The organism is Enterobacter cloacae complex sp. 277I4 (assembly GCF_050031465.1).
Classification (GTDB): domain Bacteria; phylum Pseudomonadota; class Gammaproteobacteria; order Enterobacterales; family Enterobacteriaceae; genus Enterobacter; species Enterobacter cloacae.
The window spans coordinates 2,880,814-2,900,448 of record NZ_JBLGWC010000001.1 but is presented as its reverse complement, the minus strand read 5'-3'; the positions used below and the strand labels follow the sequence as shown (position 1 = coordinate 2,900,448).

Annotated in this window: 13 protein-coding genes; 8 read left to right on the top strand and 5 right to left on the bottom strand. The window is 58.6% G+C overall.

Features of this window, described 5'->3' with window-relative positions; genetic code table 11:
• Positions 1 to 29: 29 nt before the first annotated feature.
• From ACQG19_RS14075 to ACQG19_RS14065, 3 genes are all read right to left on the bottom strand, one after another.
• The gene (locus ACQG19_RS14075; protein ID WP_013096243.1) at positions 30 to 269 is read right to left on the bottom strand and encodes a DUF1883 domain-containing protein; all 240 of its coding nucleotides are present in this window, start codon (positions 267 to 269) and stop codon (positions 30 to 32) included.
• Between the two features lie 212 nt (positions 270 to 481).
• A complete protein-coding gene (locus ACQG19_RS14070) occupies positions 482 to 2,266 on the bottom strand; it encodes a methyl-accepting chemotaxis protein (protein WP_246931654.1) in 1,785 nt (594 codons plus the stop codon).
• A gap of 106 nt (positions 2,267 to 2,372) precedes the next feature.
• Entirely contained in the window at positions 2,373 to 2,726 is a 354-nt protein-coding gene (locus tag ACQG19_RS14065) for a DsrE/DsrF/TusD sulfur relay family protein (RefSeq protein WP_058684590.1), read from the bottom strand.
• A gap of 72 nt (positions 2,727 to 2,798) precedes the next feature.
• Here ACQG19_RS14065 and nasR point away from each other — a divergent pair, with 72 nt between their 5' ends.
• The 7 genes from nasR to ACQG19_RS14030 all read left to right on the top strand — a co-directional run bounded on the left by nasR (position 2,799) and on the right by ACQG19_RS14030 (position 15,162).
• Positions 2,799 to 3,983, top strand: a complete 1,185-nt coding sequence (nasR, locus tag ACQG19_RS14060; protein ID WP_029882727.1) for a nitrate regulatory protein NasR — start codon at positions 2,799 to 2,801, stop codon at positions 3,981 to 3,983.
• A gap of 228 nt (positions 3,984 to 4,211) precedes the next feature.
• Positions 4,212 to 5,459, top strand: a complete 1,248-nt coding sequence (locus tag ACQG19_RS14055; protein ID WP_222168473.1) for a CmpA/NrtA family ABC transporter substrate-binding protein — start codon at positions 4,212 to 4,214, stop codon at positions 5,457 to 5,459.
• Between the two features lie 2 nt (positions 5,460 to 5,461).
• Positions 5,462 to 6,343 carry a nitrate ABC transporter permease gene (gene ntrB / locus ACQG19_RS14050; protein ID WP_218655905.1) on the top strand — a complete coding sequence of 294 codons (882 nt, stop codon included), beginning with the start codon at positions 5,462 to 5,464 and terminating at the stop codon, positions 6,341 to 6,343.
• A 9-nt stretch (positions 6,344 to 6,352) separates the two neighbouring features.
• Complete coding sequence (locus ACQG19_RS14045; protein ID WP_013096250.1) at positions 6,353 to 7,141, top strand: ABC transporter ATP-binding protein; 789 nt, start codon at positions 6,353 to 6,355, stop codon at positions 7,139 to 7,141.
• Between the two features lie 13 nt (positions 7,142 to 7,154).
• Positions 7,155 to 11,144, top strand: a complete 3,990-nt coding sequence (gene nirB / locus ACQG19_RS14040) for a nitrite reductase large subunit NirB (protein WP_246931656.1) — start codon at positions 7,155 to 7,157, stop codon at positions 11,142 to 11,144.
• Entirely contained in the window at positions 11,141 to 13,618 is a 2,478-nt protein-coding gene (locus tag ACQG19_RS14035; RefSeq protein ID WP_426725925.1) for a molybdopterin-dependent oxidoreductase, read from the top strand. Before nirB ends, ACQG19_RS14035 begins: the two co-directional genes overlap by 4 nt.
• Positions 13,619 to 13,755: 137 nt before the next feature.
• Complete coding sequence (locus ACQG19_RS14030; RefSeq protein ID WP_222168470.1) at positions 13,756 to 15,162, top strand: YchO/YchP family invasin; 1,407 nt, start codon at positions 13,756 to 13,758, stop codon at positions 15,160 to 15,162.
• A 3-nt stretch (positions 15,163 to 15,165) separates the two neighbouring features.
• On the opposite strand, the gene narL is transcribed toward ACQG19_RS14030, so the two are convergent.
• Both narL and narX read right to left on the bottom strand, forming a co-directional pair.
• Complete coding sequence (narL, locus tag ACQG19_RS14025; RefSeq protein WP_003856701.1) at positions 15,166 to 15,816, bottom strand: two-component system response regulator NarL; 651 nt, start codon at positions 15,814 to 15,816, stop codon at positions 15,166 to 15,168.
• Positions 15,809 to 17,605, bottom strand: coding sequence for a nitrate/nitrite two-component system sensor histidine kinase NarX (narX, locus tag ACQG19_RS14020; RefSeq protein WP_020690912.1), 1,797 nt, complete (start codon positions 17,603 to 17,605; stop codon positions 15,809 to 15,811). The genes narL and narX overlap by 8 nt, the downstream gene beginning before the upstream one ends.
• A 309-nt stretch (positions 17,606 to 17,914) precedes the next feature.
• On the opposite strand from narX, the gene ACQG19_RS14015 reads away from it, so the two are divergent.
• Complete coding sequence (locus tag ACQG19_RS14015) at positions 17,915 to 19,312, top strand: NarK family nitrate/nitrite MFS transporter (RefSeq protein ID WP_013096255.1); 1,398 nt, start codon at positions 17,915 to 17,917, stop codon at positions 19,310 to 19,312.
• The last annotated feature ends 323 nt before the right edge of the window (positions 19,313 to 19,635 follow it).

Sequence of the window (19,635 nt, the reverse complement as noted above, 5' to 3'; positions counted from 1 at the left end):
CTGCGAGAGTGCAGACCGGGCGTCTTTTTTTAAGCGGCCACGTAGCTGACTGAGTGTTCGAGTGACTGACTATGGCTGTCAATCAGGACATCCCATGTGCCGGTATAAGGGACGGTTAGCCACGCCTTATCATCCTGCACGGTCAGGATATCTGCCTGCGATTGTTTTTGTGCCTTCGCACTCATCAAATGAATACGGCAGCGCTCTGAACAACGCACCACTACCGTATCCCCGCCAAACAGTTTCAAACTTGTTTTTACCAGTGCCATTTATTTACCCCGTAGTCTTAAACAACGCTCTCCCTGCTGCCATTTCCGAGCGTGATGTTGTTCACAATTCACTCATGGCATAACACCAAAGGGGGAGCGTCGGGATGCTGATTTTGATCAAAAAATGGCATAACGTTTAAACAAAAATGACAAAATACCTGAAAGCATTCAGCTGGCGCGCATTTACACGGTCAAGGCGCGCCAGAAGAAAATTAAATACGGAAATGTCCGGCAGTTTCAGCAAGGTCGCCCGCCTGGCTCTGCAGGGCGCTGGCGGCTGCGGCGGATTGCACCACCAGTTCAGCGTTCTGCTGCACCATTCTGTCGAGGTGCGTGACAGCATGGTTGATCTCATGGATGCCTTTCATCTGCTCGCTGGTGGCGATGGAAATTTCACGCATGATACCCGAGACGCTGCCGATGCTGGCGCGGATCTCATCCATGCTTTCCCCGGCCAGATGTACATAGCGGGAGCCGGTTGCCACGCTGTCGGTGGTGGAGTCGATAAGCGATTTGATCTCCTTCGCCGCCTGGGCGCTGCGGCTCGCCAGGTTACGTACTTCGCCTGCCACCACGGCAAACCCGCGGCCCTGCTCACCGGCGCGCGCCGCTTCCACCGAGGCGTTCAGCGCCAGGATATTGGTCTGGAAGGCGATGCCATCAATCACGCTGGTGATATCGCCAATTTTTGCCGAAGCCACTTCAATGGATTGCATGGTGATGATGGCCTGAGAGACGACCTCACCGCCGCGTGAGGCCGCAGCGGAGGCTTTACTGGCCTGTTCATTCGCTTCTGCCGCGGACTCATTTGACTGAGTCACCGACGCGGTGATCTGCTCTACGGCGCTGGCGGTTTCACGCAGGCTGGAGGCTGCCTGCTCGGTGCGCCCGGAGAGATCCTGGTTGCCAGCCGCAATCTCCTGGGCGGCATTTTTCACCGAGGCGCTGGCATCACGCAGCTGGATCATCACCACCGAGAGCTTATCGCTAAAGGCGTTAAACGCCTGGGCGATTTGCGCCACTTCGTCGTTACCGCTCTCCGGCAGGCGCTGGGAGAGGTCGTTGGTACCGTTGGCGATGTTATGCATCGCGTCGCGGATATCGGACAACCGCTTGAGCAGGCGGGCTATCAGGATGTGGACAAGCGCGCCGCTCAGCAGGGCGAGGATCACCAGCGAGAGTGCCGAGGCTTTCAGCAGCGAGCGCATGCCGGAGGTGGCGTCGTTATTGTCGAGCGCGACCACCAGCATCCAGTTTGTTCCCGGAACGGCCGTGGCGACGAGGGTTTTATCACCGCCGTCAAATGTGCCATCAACCGGTTCACCGCTTTTCAGGGTCGCTAAATCTGTGCCGGTAATGGTTTCTGCAAACGGTTTTAACGTCAGGGCCGGATCGTTGGCGGCGATAACGCTGCCGTCACTGTTCAGAAGTAACCCACTGCTGGCCAGGGTCGGGTGAATGCCGCGCACGTTAGCCACCACGCTATCCATGGCCACGTCGCCCGCCACCACCGCTTTCAGGGTCCCGTTTTCTTTTACCGGTACCGCAAAAGTTACCACCAGTTTTCCGGTTCCGGCGTCCACGTAAGGCGCGGTCACCACCGGTCCGTCCTGGCTGACCACCTGCTGATACCAGGGGCGAATGGTCGGGTCATAATCCGCAGGCACGCCCGCAGGCTCAGAGAATTTCGCCGTTTTAGTGGCATAGCCCACATAGACGTTGGTGAAGCCTCCCGCCTGGGCGAGTTGTTTAAAGACCGGTACCGGGTCGTCACTCAGCGCCACGCTCTGGGCGGAGGCAATGACCGTCATTTTGCTTTTCACCCAGTCGGCAATCGCCATGTTATGGCTGGCGCTGGTGCTGGTCAGAATGTCACGCTGCGACTGCTGATTATCCTGGCGCGTGACCTGGAAATTAATGACGGTATTGAGAAGAAGGGCGACGACCAGGCAGCCTGTCGTCGCGGCAATGATGCGAGCACGAATCGATCTGAACATAAGTGAAATACCTGCTGTGTTGTTTCCATGCCTATCGGCAACCCCGCAGGTAAACTTGATGCTGAAACCGCGTCCATAAGAAAATAATATTTTTACGGGTTTATTATTAAAAAGTTAATACTTTATCGGCGGCTAACGTCCACTCGGCCAGCTCGACAAGTGTGCCAATTTCCACGCCCTCAATCAGCGGCAGCCCGGTGATACCGCGCCCGTCAGTGCAGGTTTTGCAGAGCTTAACCGGCACGTTTTGCGCCGTCAGGATCTCCAGCATCTGCTGAATGTTGTAGCCCTCTGCCGGTTTTTGGCCTTTCAGACCGGCGGTGACCGCGTCGGACATCAAAAAGATCCGCAGATCCAGCTCGCTCGCGTTATCGCGCAATGCTATGGCCAGACGCAGGCTATTAAAAAGGGATTCGCTGCCGTAGGCCGCCCCGTTGGCGACGATCACAATCTTCTGCATGTTAACTCCTGTTTATATTAAGGCACGAATATTGCTTGATTCTCCCAGGTAGGGTTATCCGGGAGAGTAAGCATGACATTAATGGCTGGCAATTCGTCGGGTGCAACCGAATGGCTCCAGCGCGCAAAAGCGTTGCGCCAGGAGCAGCTCAGCAAGCTGGCACAGCTGGGCGTACTGGTGAATGGCATTAGTCAACTGGTGCATATGCTACAGTGCGAGCGCGGTGCATCAAACGTCTGGCTCTGCTCACAGGGTAAGCTCTATGCCCCCGAATGCAAAGCCAGCCGGGCGCTGGTGGATGAAAATCTCACCATACTGTATGGCATTCTGGATAAACACTCACCAGTGCCGGGCAGCGCCGTATGTGAGCGCATCGCCGCTGCGTTGCAGAGCCTTGAATCACTCCCCGCCCTGCGAGAAGGGGTGAATCAACAAACCGTTACCGCCCCGCAGGCGATGGAGCATTATTGTCGCATGCTTCGCCATCTGCTCAGTATCGTGCCGCAGCTCAACGACAGCATTGACGATCCGCAACTGGCGGGGCGTTTTGTTGCCCTGTACAGCCTGATGCAGGGCAAAGAGCTGGCGGGACAAGAGCGGGCGCTGGGGGCCATTGGCTTCACGCAGGGTTTTTTTGATGATGTCACCCGCCAGAGGCTGGTGGATCGCATTGACGGGCAGCAGGCCTGTTTTGAGATCTTTTTAAGCCACAGCCCGGCGGATGTGCAGAGCACCTTTTCCCGGGACTGTCAGCCCGACCGCGAGACGGAGCAACTCCGGCGTGTGGCCTGTACCCGCCAGCCTGCTGCGGATAATGGCGACACGGCGCTGAACTGGTTCGCCCTGCAAACGTCGCGTCTTGAGCACCTGCGCACCCTGGAGGAGATGGTTATCGCCGACCTGATGCTGGCGGTTGATGAGCGTATCCATCATGACCCTCAACATCCGGTAAGTGCCGATGAGAATGACGATCCGCTCGCGCTTTATCCGGATAAACCTTTGCTGCCGCTGGTTCGCCAGCAGGCTCGTGAAATAGAACAGCTTTCCCGCCAGCTCGCGACGCTGCGCGATACGCTGGAAGAGCGCAAGACCATTGATAAAGCCAAAAGCGTGCTGATGACCCACCACAATATGAGTGAGGAACAGGCGTGGACGGCGCTGCGCAAAATGGCGATGGACAAGAACCAGCGCATGGTGGATATCGCCCGCGCGCTGCTTACCGTGAAGCGATTGTGGCAGCTAACCCCTAAGGAGTAGCTGCACAATCAGTGGGCACGTTGTGCCTGATTGAGGTGCGTTTTTGCAGAGCCAGTGGGGCAAAAGCCATAAAAACAAGGCATTAAAACCTGGCATTAGCTTTGCATTATTTCAGTAACCAATTTTGACGGTGCGCCAACGGCGGTGCATCAGTCTTCGGGATAAAGGCGTCCAGCGGTGCTTCGGCACTGTCGGGCGCTTTTTTTTGTCTTTTTTTCAGGAGTGGTCATGGCGGATTTGTCGAGACGGCGGTTTTTGCAGGCCAGCGTGCTGGCGAGCAGTGCAATGTTGTTGCCGGGTGTCATGCAGGCCGCGTGGGCGGCAGGCTCGGATAAACCCGAGCAGGAGACGGTGCGCATCGGGTTTATCCCGCTGACCGACTGCGCTCCGGTGGTCATCGCGGCGCTGAAAGGGTTCGATAAAAAGCATGGCATTACCATCGTGCCCACCAAAGAGGCGAGCTGGGCGGCCGTGCGCGATAAGTTAGTCGCGGGGGAGCTGGACGCGGCGCACATTCTTTACGGTCTGCTGTACGGACTGGAACTGGGGATCGCCGGTAAGCCACAGCAGATGGCGAATCTGATGACCCTCAACCAGAACGGCCAGGCGATTACGCTCTCTGCCGATCTGGCAGAGAAGGGCGTTCGCGATCTCGACGGGCTGAAGAAACTGATTGATCAGCAGGCACCGGGCACGTACACCTTCGCGCATACCTTCCCGACGGGCACGCACGCCATGTGGCTCTACTACTGGCTGGCCAGTGCGGGCATTAACCCGTTCGACGATGTTCGCACCGTGGTGGTACCGCCGCCGCAGATGGTGATGAACATGCGTATTGGCAATATGGTCGGCTTTTGCGTCGGCGAGCCGTGGAATGCCCGGGCCATTAACGATCGCATCGGTTTTACCGCTGCAACGTCGCAGTCTATCTGGGCTGACCACCCGGAAAAAATCCTCGGTACCCGTCGCGACTGGGTGGAGAAAAATCCGCACACCGCGCGGGCACTGGTGAGCGCAGTACTGGACGCCGCGCGCTGGATCGACGCTTCACCGGAAAACAAACGTGAAACGGCGCAGATCCTCTCGCGTCGCGCATGGCTGAACACCAAAGAGCAGTACCTCACCGGACGGATGCTGGGTGAGTACGACAACGGGGTGGGCACGCGCTGGCAGGACGCGCATCCGATTCGTTTCTTCAACGAGGGGGCTGTGAGCTACCCGTATCTCTCCGACGGCATGTGGTTCTTAACCCAGTTCCGCCGCTGGGGCTTGCTTAAATCTGCACCGGACTATGTCGACATTGCCCGGCGTATCAACCAGACGGCGGTCTGGCAGGATGCTGCCACCGCGGTGGGGGGCATTACCACACCGACTTCACCACTACGCAGTAGCACCCTGATGGACGGCACCGTCTGGAACGGTACCGATCCTGAAGGCTATGCCAACCGCTTCGCTATTCACCGTAAAGGGGCCTGATTATGCAGCATCTGCACAGCACGAAAGCAAAACACGAGACGCCGGTGAGTGGCGAGGTGATTACCCTGCCACCGGTTCAGGTTCGCCGTCGTCCTCCGGCGATTGCCCGTCGGATTAACGACGTGCTCCAGCGTATCGTTCCGGCGCTGCTGGGGCTGGGGCTGCTGGTGGTGCTCTGGCAACTGGCGGCAATCAACAGCAAAGGCTTCCCGACGCCGCTGAGCACGCTGGATTCTGCCATCACCCTGTTTGCCGATCCGTTTTATCGCGACGGGCCAAACGACATGGGGATCGGCTGGAACGTACTTGCCTCCCTGCAGCGCGTGGCGGTGGGCTTTGGCCTGGCCGCGTTAGTCGGTATCCCGCTCGGTTTTCTGATTGGCCGTTTCACCTTTTTCTCACGCATGTTCAGCCCGCTGATTGCGCTGCTGCGCCCGGTCAGTCCATTGGCCTGGCTGCCTATCGGCCTGCTGCTGTTCCAGAAAGCAGAGCCGGCTTCCAGCTGGACCATTTTTATCTGTTCGATCTGGCCAATGGTGATTAACACCGCCGAAGGGGTACGCCGTATTCCGCAGGATTACCTCAACGTCGCCCGCGTGTTGCAGCTTTCTGAGTGGACCATTCTGTGTCGGATCCTCTTCCCGGCGGTGCTGCCGGCGGTGTTGACCGGGGTACGTCTTTCCATCGGTATCGCCTGGCTGGTGATTGTCGCCGCCGAAATGCTGACAGGCGGCTTAGGGATCGGTTTCTGGATCTGGAATGAGTGGAACAACCTCAACGTAGAAAACATTCTCATCGCTATCGTCATCATTGGCGTGGTCGGGTTACTGCTGGAGCAGGGGCTGATGCTGATCGCCCGTCGCTTTAGCTGGCAGGAAAAATAAGGAGCGAATATGAAACCAATCATTCAGGTCCAGGCCGTAAGCCAGCGTTTTTCTACCGCCAGCGGTGAATTTCTGGCGCTGCAGAACGTCTCGTTTGATATCCACGAAGGGGAAACTGTGAGCCTGATTGGCCACTCCGGCTGCGGCAAATCAACGCTGCTGAACTTGATCGCCGGGATCACCCTGCCGACGGAAGGGGGACTGATTTGTGACAACCGTGAAATTGCGGGTCCAGGACCGGAGCGTGCGGTGGTCTTTCAGAACCACTCCCTGCTGCCGTGGCTGACCTGTTTCGACAACGTTGCGCTGGCGGTCGATCAGGTGTTCCGCCACACCATGAGCAAGGCGGAGCGTCGTGAGTGGATTGAACACAACCTCGATCGCGTGCAGATGGGGCACGCCCTGCATAAACGCCCGGGGGAGATCTCAGGCGGTATGAAGCAGCGCGTGGGCATTGCCCGTGCGCTGGCGATGAAGCCGAAAGTGTTGCTGATGGATGAACCGTTTGGCGCGCTGGATGCCCTGACGCGTGCCCATCTGCAGGACTCCGTGATGCAAATCCAGCAGGCGCTCAACACCACCATTGTGCTCATCACCCACGACGTGGACGAAGCGGTGCTGCTCTCTGACCGCGTGCTGATGATGACCAACGGCCCGGCGGCGACCGTCGGCGAAATCCTGGAGGTTGACCTGCCGCGTCCGCGTAACCGGGTGCAGCTGGCGGACGACAGCCGCTACCACCACATGCGCCAGCAGATCCTCCATTTCCTCTATGAAAAACAGCCCAAAGCGGCGTAGTGGGGGCACCACGATGCGACTGGTCATTATCGGCAATGGAATGGCAGCAACACGGCTGATTGCCTCGCTGACCGGGCGTGCGCCTGGCCGCTTCGCGATCACCGTGTTGGGTGAGGAGCCTGAGCATGCGTACAACCGCATCCAGCTTTCGCCGGTGTTGGGTGGGGAAAAACATCCGGAACAGATCCGCCTGCAGGACGATGACTGGTACCGCGAGCGCGGCGTCACGGTGCTCAGGGGGCAAATGGTGCTCGCCGTGGACGTGGCGAAACGGGAAATCCGTACCGCGCAGACCACGCTGGCGTGGGATGAACTGGTCTTCGCCACCGGGTCGATACCGTTCGTGCCGCCGATCCCCGGGGGCGATGCGCCACACGTCTTTACCTTCCGCCGCCTTGAGGATACGCGAGCCATTGCGCAGATCCCGGGGCCAGCGGTGGTGTTGGGCGGTGGCGTGCTGGGCGTTGAGACGGCAGCGGCGCTGGCACAAACTTGTGACAACGTCACGCTGGTGCATCGCGGACCGTGGTTGATGGAACAACAGCTGGATCGGCAGGCGGGGCTGCTGCTGGAGGCTGCGCTGGCGGAGCGCGGCGTGCGCTGCGAGCTGTCGTCAGGGATCGCGGCAATCGCGCCGGATTCAGTGACGCTGCTCAACGGACGCCAGGTTAGCGCCGCGCGCGTGGTGCTGGCTACCGGCGTACTGCCCAACATCGCCCTGGCAAGCGCCAGCGGTATTCACTGCGCCCGTGGCATTGTGGTCGACCAGCAGATGCAGACCTCCGTCCCGGCTATTAGCGCCATTGGGGAGTGCTGCGAAATCGACGGTCAGACGTTTGGCCTGGTTGCCCCCTGCCTGGCACAGGCGGACATTCTCGCCGCCCGGCTGGCAGGGGACGCCCCTGTGCCTTTTGCCCATACCGACAGCGGGATGCGCCTGAAGGTCACCGGTGTTGAGCTCTTCAGCGCCGGGCGCGTAACGGCGCAACCGGAGGATACGGTCTGGGACGCGTGGGATCCGCTGACCCGTCACTACCGTCGCTTACTGATTCATCGCGGTGCGCTGGCTGGCGTACTGCTGATGGGAGATTGCCGCAGCGCGGCAACATTTACCGATTTACTGGCAACGGCTGCGCCCGCACACGTGGACTGGCTGTTCGATCGATTCACTACGACGCAACCGCAGGTTGCAGGACAGAACGCTATGACAAAACCTACTCTGGTGGTGGTTGGGCACGGTATGGTCGGCCACCATTTTCTTGAAGACTGCGTAAACCGCAATCTGCATCAGCAATACCAGATTGTCGTCTTTGGCGAAGAGCGTTATGCCGCTTACGACCGCGTACATCTCTCAGAGTATTTTGGCGGCCGCAGCGCGGAGTCCCTCTCGCTGGTGGAGGGCGACTTCTTTGCCAGACACGGCATAGAGTTGCGTTTGTCGCAGCAAATTATCGCCATCGATCGCGACACGCACGTGGTGCGTACCGCCAGCGGTCACGAAACCCACTGGGATAAACTGGTGCTGGCGACCGGCTCATATCCGTTTGTGCCGCCGGTGCCGGGCAACACGCTGCCGGGCTGCTTTGTCTACCGTACGCTGGACGATCTCGATAACATTGCCGCGCATGCGAAGGGATCCCGACGCGGCGTGGTCATTGGCGGTGGCCTGCTCGGGCTGGAAGCGGCCAACGCCCTCAAACAGCTGGGGCTAGAAACCCATGTGGTGGAATTCGCCCCCAACCTGATGGCGGTACAGCTCGACAACGACGGCGCGGCGATGCTGCGTAAAAAAATTGAAGCGCTCGGCGTCGGGGTTCACACCAGCAAAGCCACCACTGAAATTGCGGCCACCGACGACGGGCTGGTCCTGCGTTTTGCCGACGGTGAACAGCTGGACACCGATATGGTGGTCTTCTCTGCCGGGATCCGCCCGCAGGATGCGCTGGCGCGCAGCAGCGGCCTGGCGATCGGCGAGCGTGGCGGGATCTGCATTGATACCGCCTGCCAGACCTCAGATAAGGACATCTTCGCCATCGGGGAATGTGCGCTGTGGGAAGGTAAAATCTTCGGTCTGGTGGCGCCGGGTTACCAGATGGCACGCGTGGCGGCGGCCACGCTGGCGGGTGAGGAAAAATCCTTCACCGGCGCGGATATGAGCACCAAACTTAAGCTGCTGGGCGTGGACGTGGCCTCGTTTGGGGATGCCCATGGCCGTACGCCGGGGGCATTGAGCTACCAATGGACCCACGGCCCGCAGCAAATCTATAAAAAAATTGTCGTCAGCCATGACAACAAAACCCTGCTCGGCGGCGTGCTGGTGGGGGATGCCAGCGAATACGCCACGCTGGTGCAGATGATGCTTAACGGAATCAGCCTGCCGAAAGAGCCTGAAACGCTCATCTTGCCAGCCTTCTCCGGTAGCGCGCCAAAAGCGCTGGGGGTGGCGGCGCTGCCGGACAGCGCGCAGATCTGCTCCTGTCATAACGTCAGCAAAGGCGATATCTGCCAGGCAGTAAGCGCCGGTGCGACGGACATCGGCACCATCAAGCAGTGCACCAAAGCGGCGACCGGCTGCGGTGGGTGCAGCGCGCTGGTGAAACAGGTGATGGAGTTCCAGCTGGCTGAGCAGGGCGTGGAGGTGAAAAAAGATATCTGTGAGCACTTCCCGTACTCACGTCAGGAGATATATCACCTGGTGCGCGTCAACCATATTCGTACCTTCGACCAGCTGATTAGCCGCTACGGCCAAGGGCACGGCTGTGAGATCTGTAAACCGCTGGTGGGGTCAGTGCTGGCCTCCTGCTGGAACGAATACCTGCTGAAACCGGCGCATCTGCCGCTGCAGGACACCAACGACCGCTACTTTGCCAATATTCAGAAGGACGGAACGTACTCCATCGTGCCGCGCATGCCCGCCGGGGAAGTAACGGCCGACGGGCTGATTGCTATCGGGCAGATCGCAAAGCGCTACGGGCTGTACAGCAAGATCACCGGCGGCCAGCGTATTGACCTGTTTGGTGCCACGCTGGAGCAGTTGCCGGAGATCTGGCAGGCGCTGGTGGAGGCCGGATTTGAAACCGGGCATGCGTACGGTAAATCCCTGCGTACCGTGAAATCCTGCGTCGGGTCAACCTGGTGCCGCTATGGCGTGCAGGACTCCACTGGCCTTGCGGTCAAACTGGAGCACCGTTACAAGGGGCTGCGCGCGCCGCACAAAATCAAAATGGCGGTGTCCGGCTGTACCCGCGAGTGTGCCGAGGCGCAAAGCAAAGATGTCGGCGTGATCGCCACGGACAAGGGCTGGAATCTCTATCTCTGCGGCAACGGCGGCATGAAGCCGCGACACGCGGATCTCTTCGCCAGCGATCTGGATGAAGAGACGCTGATCCGTACCGTCGACCGTTTTCTGATGTTCTACATTCGCACGGCGGATCGCCTGCAGCGGACCAGCACCTGGATGGACAACCTTGAAGGCGGTCTCGACTATTTGCGGGAGGTGATCCTCGACGATAGCCTCGGTATTGCGCACGAGCTGGAGCAGGAGATGGCCCGTGTGGTGGAAACGTATCAGTGTGAATGGCAGACCACGCTTAACGATCCGAACCGTCTGGCGCTGTTCCGCACGGCGGTGAACGGTCCGGCGACGGAAGAGAACAAACGCTGGCAGGAAATTTGCGGTCTGGATGAGATCCCGGAGCAGGCGGGGATCGGCGCCCGGCTGGGGCGTAAGCCGATCGCGCTGTTCCGTTTTGGCAAATCGGTCTATGCCCTTGACGATCAGGAGCCAGGCAGCGATGCGAACGTGCTGTCACGCGGTATTCTTGGCGATGCGGCGGGTGAGCCGGTGGTCATCTCGCCGCTCTATAAACAGCGTATTCGCCTGCGCGACGGCTGCCAGGTGGATAACGGTGAGCCTGCGGTGCGCGCCTGGCCGGTGAAAATCGAAAACGGCAAGGTGTGGGTGGGGAACGACGCGTTGCTGGTCCGTGCGGAGGCATCATGAATGAAACTCGAACAACCTGCCCGTACTGCGGCGTCGGTTGCGGCGTGGTGGCCCGGGTTGAGGGCGACAAGGTCACGGTGCGCGGCGATGAACGCCATCCCGCCAGTTTTGGACGGCTGTGCGTCAAAGGCGCGGCGTTAGGTGAAACCACGGGCCTGCAGGGGCGGCTGTTGCACCCGGTGGTGGACGGGCTGGAGGTGGACTGGCCGCAGGCGTTAAGCGCGGCCGGCGAGCGGCTGCGGGCGATTATCGACACCTGGGGGCCGCAGGCGGTGGCGTTTTACGCCTCCGGCCAGCTACTCACCGAGGATTACTACGCTGCCAATAAGCTGATGAAAGGGTTTATCGGCGCGGCGAACATCGATACCAACTCGCGGCTCTGCATGTCGTCGGCGGTAGCAGGCTATAAGCGCGCATTTGGCGAAGATGTGGTGCCGTGCAGCTATGAGGACGTGGAGAACAGCGATCTGGTGGTGCTGGTGGGTTCAAACGCGGCATGGACGCATCCGGTGCTTTATCAGCGGCTGGTTCAGGCGCGGCAAAACAATCCGCAAATGAAAGTGGTGGTGATCGATCCGCGTAAAACCGCCACCTGTGATATCGCCGACCTGCATCTGGCGCTCGCGCCCGGCAGTGACGCCGGGCTGTTTGTCGGTTTGCTCAACCTGATTCAGGGTACTGACGACTGGCCGATTGCCCGCGTGGCCGGGTTTTGTGGTCTTGATGCACAGGAGATTGCCACGTTTTACGACTGGTTCCTCACGGCGCCGCGTGCCATTACGCTCTACACCATGGGGATCAACCAGTCTTCCAGCGGCAGCGACAAGTGCAACGCCATCATTAACGTTCATCTTGCGAGCGGGAAATTTGCCCGTCAGGGCTGCGGGCCGTTTTCGCTGACCGGCCAGCCAAACGCGATGGGGGGACGGGAAGTGGGGGGACTCGCGAATCAGCTGGCGGCGCACATGAACTTCGAGCCGGACGATCTCTCGCGGGTGGCGCGTTTCTGGGGAACCGAACGGCTGGCGCAAACGCCGGGCCTGATGGCCGTTGATCTGTTTGACGCCATTGCCCGCGGTGAGGTAAAGGCGGTATGGATCATGGGCACCAATCCGGCTGTCTCGCTGCCGGACAGTCACGCGGTATGCCAGGCGCTGGCTAACTGTCCGCTGGTCATTGTTTCTGAGGTGATGCAGGAGACCGACACCAGCCGCTACGCCCATATTCGTTTCCCGGCGCTGGGCTGGGGAGAGAAAAATGGCACGGTCACCAACTCCGAACGGCGGATCTCGCGCCAGCGCGCCTTTCTGGCTGCCCCGGGCCAGGCAAAACCGGACTGGTGGATAGTTGCCCAGGTGGCGAAACAGCTGGGCTATGGTGAGGCCTTTGCCTGGGAACATCCGCAGGAAATTTTTTGTGAACATGCGGCGCTGTCGGCTTTTGAGAATGACGGGGCACGGGCGTTTAATCTGCATGCGCTGGCGGGGCTTACCCGTGAGGCCTGGGATCAGCTTGAGCCTTATCAGTGGGCGGCGGGCGATTTTCCCCACCGGAATATGGTGCCCGTTGACCCGCGTCCGCACGGCGCGGTGCCAGATGCGTTATATCCGTTGCTGCTGAATACCGGACGCATCCGCGATCAATGGCATACCATGACCCGTACGGGATATGTTCCCGGGCTGATGCAGCATATCTCTGAGCCCTGCGTTGAGATCTGCGCCGCAGATGCCGCGCGTTTCGCCCTTTGCGACGGGCAACTGGCACGGATCAGTTCTCCGCGTGGAGTGATGGTGGCAAAAGTACGTATCAACGATGGACAAAGGGAGGGGGAACTATTCGCGCCCATGCACTGGAATGCGCAGTTTGCCCGTCAGGGAAAGGTTAATACGCTGGTGGCAGGGCGCTGCGATCCGCAGTCCGGCCAGCCGGAGAGTAAACAGACCGCCGTCAGGATCATGCCATGGCAGCCTGAATGGCAGGGAGAGCTGTATGCCCGTGTGCTGCCGGAACTGCCGCCTTCGGTACACTGGTGGCGCAAAGCATCACGCCTGACGGTGGCGGCTGACGAACCGTTGATGCCGTGGGTGAAAGAGTATGCTGAACAGCAGGGCTGGCAGCTGCAACTTGCCCGGACGGATGCGCGCAGCAGCGTACTGGCATGGCATAACGGCGAGCTGATGCTCGGATTCTGGGAAGGGACTACGTTGCCAGCGCTGGCGCATGCGACTATTGAAGAGGCTTTTCGTCGGGCTCCTGAGACGCTTGCGGAGCGGCATGCGCTCCTGAACGGCGCGGGCGCGGGGGAGAGTGTCGATCCGGGACGCATTATCTGTAGCTGTTACTGCGTGGGGGAAAATGCGATACGGGAGGCGATTGTCGGCGGGTGCGATTCCATTGCAGCGCTGGGGGCGAAACTACGGTGTGGCACCAACTGCGGCTCCTGCGTGCCGGAGCTGAAAGGGCTGTTTGGATAATGGTCTAAGAGTGTCGGGTAAAGCGACAATAATGTTCAGGATATTCCTGAAATTTGCGCTAAGACTGCATTTCACAGCTTATCGCGTTAACATTAAAAGCGTTGCCTCATAAACACAGGTTCTTATTTACGACGTTGATGGCTGTATCGTCCCGCATTCGCTTTCTGTTATTACTCTCACTTCTTACGGCGGGTGCCGTTCACGGTGCCCCGAATTCCTTTATGCATCAGGCAGAAAACCCCTTTGATAACAACGGGGACAGTTTGCCCGATCTCGGCATGGCGACGCCAACAGACGAGGGGGAAAAGCACCTGGCCGAAATGGCAAAAGCCTTTGGCGAAGCCAGTATGACCGATAACGGCCTCACCACCGGCGAGCAGGCGCGTCAGTTCGCGTTTGGTAAGGTGCGTGACGCGGTGAGCGGCGAGGTGAATCAGCAGATTGAGTCCTGGCTCTCGCCCTGGGGCAACGCCAGCGTCAATTTACTGGTGGATGACGAGGGGAACTTTAACGGCAGCAGCGGGAGCTGGTTCATCCCCTGGAATGATAACAACCGTTACCTGAGCTGGAGCCAGCTGGGGCTGACGCAGCAGAGTGACGGCCTGGTGAGCAATGCCGGCATCGGTCAGCGCTGGGTTGCCGGAAAATGGCTGCTCGGCTACAACACCTTTTACGATAATCTGCTTGATGAAAACCTGCAGCGTGCCGGACTGGGTGCGGAGGCGTGGGGCGAGAATCTGCGTCTGTCTGCCAATTACTATCAACCGCTGGCCAGCTGGCGCGAGAGTTCGGACGTGCAGGAGCAGCGCATGGCGCGTGGCTATGACGTGACCGCTAAAGCCTGGCTGCCGTGGTTTCATCATTTCAACACCAGCGTCAGCTTTGAGCAGTACTTTGGTGACAACGTTGACCTGTTCAACAGTGGAACCGGCTATCACAACCCGGTGGCGGTCAACCTGGGGCTTAACTATACGCCTGTTCCTCTGGTCACCCTGACGGCGGCGCATAAGCAGGGGGAGAGCGGTGCGAGTCAGAACAACCTCGGGCTTAAGCTCAACTACCGCTTTGGTGTGCCCCTTGCCAAGCAGCTTTCCGCCAGCGAAGTTGCCGCCACGCGCTCCCTGCGCGGCAGTCGCTATGATTCACCGGAGCGGGATAACCTGCCGGTAATGGAGTTCCGCCAGCGCAAAACGCTCTCCGTCTGGCTGGCGACTCCGCCGTGGGATTTGAAAGGGGGCGAGACCGTGATGCTCAAGCTTCAGGTACGCAGCACTCATGGTATTCGGCAGATCCACTGGCAGGGCGATACCCAGGCATTGAGCCTGACTGCGCCTGCCAACACGCACAGCAGCGATGGCTGGAGTGTGATTATGCCTGCCTGGGATGACAGTGACGGGGCGAAGAACCGCTGGCACCTGTCGGCGGTGGTTGAAGATGAAAAAGGACAGCGCGTCTCATCCAATGAGATCACGCTTACCGTGGTTCAGCCGCTTGTCGCGTTACCTGACGACGACCCGCGCTGGAAGTTACTCCCGGATGAGTAATCCTCAGAAAATGCGTTCCTGATGCACCCACACGGCGGCTTCAACGCGGGATTTTAGCTTCATCTTCTTCAGCATATGTTTCACATGCACCTTGACCGTGCTTTCGGTGATATCCAGACGACGGGCGATCATTTTGTTCGGCAGACCCTGGGCAATCAGCTTCAGAATATCGCGTTCGCGCGGGGTTAACTGGCTGACGTCGCGGTCGGAGGTGGCGCGGTTCGCCCGCAGGCTGGCGGCCAGCACCGGGGTTAACGCCTCGCTCAGTACCATTTCGCCTGCGGCAGCCTGTTGCAGGGCCTTGAGCAGATCTTCCGGCTCCATATCTTTCAGCAGGTAGCCGTCTGCACCGCGTTTTAACGCCGTGACGACATCTTCTTCATGGTTTGAGACGCTGAAGACCACCACGCGTCCCGACAGCGATTTTTCACGCAGCTTATCGAGCGTCTCCAGACCGTTCATGCCTGGCATGTTCAGATCGAGCAGGATCAAATCAGGATCAAGCGATTCGGCAAGTTCAATACCTTGTTCACCGTTGCTGGCTTCGCCAACCACGGTGATATCAGGTGCCATGCTGACCAGCTGTTTTACGCCAGTACGCAGCATCGGATGGTCGTCAATCAACAGGATGGATGCCGGTTCCTGATTAGTCATGGGTTTCTCCCTGGATAGTTGTGAGGGGTTTTTCGGGGATAAAGGTGACAACCACTTCTGTGCCACCTGTTTCTCGCCGACGAACCTGGCAATCACCGCGCAGGCTTTGGGCGCGGTCTCGCATGATAATTAAACCGTAATGGTTTGTCCGTTCGGCATTTTCCGGCACGCCGCGGCCGTTGTCATGAACCGTGAGCTTCACCTGATTATCGTGCTGGCTAACGGTAACGGTGACCGCCGTCGCGTCAGCATGTTTTAGCACGTTGCTCAGCGCTTCGCGGGCGATCTGCAGTAAATGAATGGCCTGATGAGAAGGCACAAAACGAGGCGGTAACTGGTAATCGAGCTTCACCGGGAACCCCAGTCGGGCGCTAAATTCCTGGCAGCTTGCTTCCAGCGCCGGGCGCAGGCCGGGCTCGGTGAGCTGCAGGCGGAAGGTGGTCAGCAGTTCGCGAAGTTGTACCCAGGAGGTATTCAGCTCGTTGCGGATCTGGCTCAGCAGCGCTTTGTTGCTTTCCGGCATTTCTGCGGCCTGCATTTGCAGACAGCTGACCTGCATTTTCATACAGGAGAGCGACTGGGCAATAGAGTCGTGGAGTTCGCGGGCGATGGTGGCGCGCTCTTCCATCACGATCAGCTGCTGCTGCTTCTCCTGATGGCGGTCTAGGGCCAGCGTGGCCGTCAGCTGTTCAACCAGCGTATCCACCAGTTGCTGCTGGTCGTGGCTCAGATGACGCCCGGCGGGCAGGGTCGCCAGCAGAATACCGTACTGGGTGTGGCTGTCTGTCAGCCGCCATTTTAGCGTCGTGCCGCTGGTGGTCAGCGGCGGTAAGCCGCGTGGGCACAGATGGCAGCCTTTGTCATCGCAGGTCATGTCTGACTGACAGGTAAACTCCTGGTGATTTTCTTCATCTTCCATGTCGTACACCCGAAGCTCCAGGTCGTGCAGCAGGGTCAGATTCTGCAGGCCATTCAGGACCGGAGAGAGACGTTCGCACAGCGGCACCTGCATATGCAGGCGTCGATTAGCCTGCCACAGGAACGAGAGGATCTCGTTTTTCTGCTCCAGCCCCGCGGTTTTCTCCTGTACGCGTTTTTCCAGCACCGCATAACTCTCGGCGAGTTCATCTGACATGGTGTTGAGCGCCTGGCCCAGCATCGCCATTTCGTTACGTCCGCTGATGTGGGTGCGCTGGGTAAAATCCCGGGCAGTCACCGCGCGGGCCATCGCCAGCAGTTGCTTCCAGGGATTCAGCAGCCGGGCGCGCAGCCAGACAATGGTGAAAATCAGCAGCAGCCCCATAAACAGCGCCATCGCCCGGTGGATCATCACCACCCGGTCGATGCGTAATTCGGTGGTTTGATCGAAAGAGGAGACCAGGGTATCAATGCGGGAAACGAACCCGGCGACATCACGGGCAACGGTATCAGGATTTTTCGCCTGCTTTAACCCCGGCTCCAGCTGAGTGTGCCAGTAGCCCTGAAGGGCTTTAAGCTGGGATTCCTGACCGGCACGAATCGCGGCACTTTCCAGTTCGGTGCTGAAAGCGGTATGTTCCATATCGTCCAGCAGCTTCTGATCGTCCTGGGTTAACGGCACCGATGCCAGTAGACGATAACTCTGCATGCGTAGTGAGCCTGCCTCGTTGATGGCATGGGCATTACCCTGTACACCCTGTACCAGCCAGCCGGAAATCGCCATGCCGGTCACGCCGATGGCGGTGGACAGCAAAACGATCAGGGCGACCTGATTGACGAGTGTTAGCGGAGATAAACATCTTTTTAACATAGAGTTGCCGGGCTCCTGACGTGGCCTGCTTGCAGGAATGGCGTTATTCTGGTGCATACCCTGGAGTATACCCATACCAATAAAGGATTACCTCTAAATTGCCAATGGGGTAAGGCTCAGGGGGAGGAATTGACAGCGAGACGTCAGTCCTGTGAAAAACCACGTCTTTTTTACCGTTTTACTCTACTCACTAAGGATGATGGCTTTTTTTTCGCCGCAAATCCTCCCACTTTTCCTTTGATTTATATCAACTTACCGCCGCCCTAAAACCCTAATGTTTGCAGCATCATTCGAGAATCAGAGGTGTCTATGAGTCACACATCCGCTCCCGAAAGGGAAAATGGTGCCGTTATAACTGACTGGCGTCCGGAAGATCCGGCGTTCTGGCAGCAGCGCGGCCACCGTGTCGCAAGCCGAAATCTGTGGATTTCCGTTCCATGTTTATTGTTAGCGTTTTGCGTATGGATGTTATTCAGCGCGGTAGCGGTGAACCTGCCTAAGGTCGGATTTACCTTTACCACCGATCAGTTGTTTATGCTGACTGCGCTGCCGTCGCTGTCGGGAGCCTTGCTGCGCGTGCCTTACGCGTTCATGGTGCCGGTTTTTGGCGGTCGTCGCTGGACGGCGTTCAGTACCGGTATCATGATCGTGCCTTGTGTGTGGCTCGGTTTTGCTGTGCAGGACACCTCCACGCCATTTAGCGTGTTCGTGATCATCTCTCTGCTCTGCGGCTTTGCGGGCGCAAACTTCGCGTCCAGCATGGCAAACATCAGCTTCTTCTTCCCGAAAGCGAAGCAGGGCGGTGCGCTGGGGATTAACGGCGGCCTGGGTAACATGGGCGTCAGCGTAATGCAGCTGATTGCACCGCTGGCGATCTCCGTCTCTATCTTCGCGGCGTTTGGCGGCGGTGGGGTGACGCAGGCAGATGGCTCTTCCCTCTATCTGCAAAACGCGGCCTGGATCTGGGTACCGTTCCTGGTGGTCTTTACCCTTGCGGCCTGGTTCTTTATGAATGATCTGTCTGCATCGAAGGCATCCCTGAGCGAGCAGTTGCCGGTGCTGAAGCGCGGCCACCTGTGGGTGATGGCGCTGCTCTATCTGGCGACCTTTGGCTCGTTCATTGGTTTCTCTGCGGGCTTTGCCATGCTGTCGAAAACCCAGTTCCCGGAGGTGCAAATTCTGCAGTTCGCCTTCTTCGGACCGTTTATTGGCGCGCTGGCGCGTTCGCTGGGCGGCATGGTCTCTGACCGTCTGGGCGGGACCCGCGTGACGCTGATTAACTTCGTTGTGATGGCTGTCTTCTGTGCGCTGCTGTTCCTGACCCTGCCAGCCGACGGGCAGGGGGGTAACTTCATCGCCTTCTTCGGCGTGTTTATGGTGCTGTTCCTGACGGCCGGGCTGGGAAGTGCTTCTACCTTCCAGATGATCTCCGTCATCTTCCGTAAGCTGACCATGGACCGCGTGAAAGCGCAGGGCGGTAGCGAAGAGCAGGCCATGCGCGAAGCGGCAACGGATACGGCGGCAGCGCTGGGCTTTATCTCCGCGATTGGCGCTATCGGTGGCTTCTTTATTCCAAAAGCGTTCGGGATCTCGCTGGACCTGACCGGCTCCCCGGCAGGAGCAATGAAAGTATTCCTCGTTTTCTATATCGCCTGTGTCGCCATCACGTGGCTGGTATATGGCCGTAATTCCAAGAAAAATAAGTAAGTTTGATTATCCGTTTACGCGACCTTCGGGTCGCGTTTTTTTATTTCCTCAGTAGTTACAACATACTCCTGGCTTTTCTAACGTCCCGCCCGCAGGTAACTCTGTGATCGCCATCGCTTTTCAGCCGAGCCTACCCCTTAATACCCGAGATGTTAAAAACAGGCGGGCTTATTGTACGATAAATAAAAAATACCCTTTAAAATCATGTAGATATAAATATAAAAATTCTACCGCTTTGGTGGTATTCGTTATAACACCTCACTTCATAGTCCCCCTCCGTCTTGATCGTTATCAATTCTCCCTCTCTTACAGGACGTTACCTT